The following is a 2,535-nucleotide window of genomic DNA, read 5'->3' on the forward strand; positions in this document are numbered from 1 at the left end:
GGCCGCGACCGGGCCGAAAAGCGGAAGCAGATCCCGAATCCCGGTCGCCGACAGACTGCCCAGCAGCCAGAACGTCATGGCCGGAAGCTGGTTGTAGGGGTCGGCGAGATATTTCACGAGGCCGACACCCGCGCCGAACAGCGACCCAACCACGACGCCGGTCAATACCAGCACCAGGATCGGATCGCGCGAGCGCACCGACGCGCCGATCGCGTAGACGATTCCGACGGCAACCAGGCCGCCAACGAAGGCGATCGCCTGGATGGCAAAGACGCCGAGCGAGAGGTAGATGCCGATGACGGCGCCAAGCGCAGCACCCGACGACGCCCCGAGGATATCCGGCGAGACCAGCGGATTGCGAAACAGTCCCTGAAACGCGGTGCCGGCCACCGCGAGCGCCGCGCCAACCAGCATCGCAGCGATCACCCGCGGTCCGCGCACCTGCAGGATGACGCTTTCGACCGCCGGCGAAACCTCCGCCCGATGACCGGCCGCTTTCGCATAGAGAACACTGACGAGGTCGCCGAGTCCCACCGGATAGCGGCCGACCGTGAGCGCAAGCAGCAAGCCCGCGATCAGGACCGCGATGGCGATCGCAAATCCGGGAACGGCGGATCGGGCATGGCTCATTCCCGGAACGCTATCAATCCCGGCCCGAAAGTACATGGTCGATCTGGGCTGTGGTCGGCGTCACATGATAGAAGCGGGAATGGAAATCCTGGGTCAGCACCCGCAGGTCTTCCGGAAATCGCTCCGGATACAGAATTTTGGCGAGCCACCAAAGCCCCATCAGGCGGTTCACGGATGGCGGAAAATCCACCCAGCCGAACGGCATCTTGGGCGACAGATGCACCCGGTTGTCGCGCACCGCCCTGATCGAAGCCCAGGAGGGGTCGTTGCGCACCGTCGCGGCAAACTCCTGATCGATCGTCACGATCACCTCGGGATTCCAGACCAGAATCTGTTCGATCGAAACATTGGCGAGTCCGCCCTGGGTTTCACCGGCGACGTTGCGGGCGATCAATTCAATGGTCTCGACGTTGATCGAGCCGCCGAGGCCGGTCGCGAGCCCCTTCGGCCCGCGCGCGTAATAGACCCGCGTTCGCTCGCTCGCCACGATCGGCGCAATGCGGCTGAGGATGGTCTTCAGCGCATCTTCCGCATAACGCGCATGCTGCTCGGCATCCCCGGCACGGCCGATCAGCTCGCCGAGCGTGCGATAGGTCGTGGCGATCGCACCGAAACGGCCATCGAGCAGCGCATAGGGAATTTGGGTTTGCTCCTGGACGCGGTCCGCGAGCGAGACGAAGGTCGCGCTGGTCGATCCGACGTCGAGGATCAAATCGGGCTTGAGCACAAGCACCGTTTCCAGGTTTGCGGTGTTGCCGCGCCCGGTGATGCGCCCGACCTCCGGCCGCGTGCAAATCTCCGGCAGCATGTAGGCGCACTCTTCCGGCCGGTTGGCGCGCGGCCAGCCGATCAGCATGTCAGGCGCCAGCGTGTAGAGCAGGATCGCCGCGGGCGGTCCGGCGGGAAACACGCGCGACAGCTTTGCGGGGACCGGTACGGCACGGCCCGCCGCATCCGCCACGGCGGTCGCTGCCGAGCCGGCTGGTGGCGCGATCAGGGCCGCCGACAGACCGGCGACCAGGGTGCGGCGGTCGATCAAGCGACGCCCGCCATCGCTACGCACCGGGATCGGCGGCGTTTGGATAGAACAGCTGCTCACCATTGATCTTGTAGTCGGCAATCGCCTTTTGTCCGCCGGGCGAAACCAGCCAATCGATGAATTGCTGCCCGAGCTCCTTCTTCACATGCGCGTGCCTCGCCGGATTCACCAGCATGACGCCATACTGGTTGAACAGCCGCTTGTCGCCCTCAACAAGGATTTGCAGGTCGCCGCGATTCCTGAACGAAAGCCATGTGCCGCGATCCGCCAGCACATAGGCGCTGGACGCCGCCGCCGCATTGAGCGCAGCGCCCATCCCCTGCCCGATCTCCCTGTACCAGGGGCCCTTGTCGGCGCCGGCGATGTCGATGCCGGCGATCTTCCAAAGCGCCAGCTCGGCGGAATGCGTGCCCGATTTGTCGCCACGCGAGATGAAGGCGACGCCCTTGCTCTTGATGGCCCTGAACGCGGCCTCGATGTCCCGCGAGCCCTTGATCCCGGCAGGGTCGCCCTTCGGCCCGACCAGAACAAAATCATTGTACATCACCGGATAGCGTTTTTCGCCAAAACCGTCGGCAACAAATTTCTCCTCCTGCGCCCTGGCGTGGACAAACACCACATCGGAATCGCCGCGCCGTCCGGTCTCCAATGCCTGCCCCGTCCCTTGCGAGACGACTTTCACATCGATCCCGGTCTCGGCCCTGAACAACGGCAGAATGTGCCCGAACAGTCCTGAGTCCTCCGTGGACGTGGTGGAAGAAACCACAATCGACTTGTCCTGAGCGGATGCGAAGGTGGCGACGGCGACGGCAAACACGATCAAAAGGGCGACCAGCGCGGGACGTATCCGTGTAAGGGTGTTCATT

Annotated in this window: 3 protein-coding genes; all 3 read right to left on the reverse strand. The window is 64.4% G+C overall.

What is annotated here, in order from left to right; translation table 11 throughout:
* Positions 1–630, reverse strand: a 630-nt coding sequence (locus tag WCE35_RS04645; protein WP_424592167.1) for a FecCD family ABC transporter permease, incomplete at its 3' end; no start/stop codon positions are given.
* 13 nt (positions 631–643) lie between these two features.
* A complete protein-coding gene (locus WCE35_RS04650; protein ID WP_424592168.1) occupies positions 644–1,669 on the reverse strand; it encodes an iron ABC transporter substrate-binding protein in 1,026 nt (341 codons plus the stop codon).
* A gap of 16 nt (positions 1,670–1,685) precedes the next feature.
* Positions 1,686–2,534, reverse strand: coding sequence for a substrate-binding domain-containing protein (locus tag WCE35_RS04655; RefSeq protein WP_424592169.1), 849 nt, complete (start codon positions 2,532–2,534; stop codon positions 1,686–1,688).
* Between the last annotated feature and the right edge of the window lies 1 nt (position 2,535).

This window comes from Bradyrhizobium sp. (genome assembly GCF_049691595.1).
Taxonomy (GTDB): domain Bacteria; phylum Pseudomonadota; class Alphaproteobacteria; order Rhizobiales; family Xanthobacteraceae; genus Bradyrhizobium.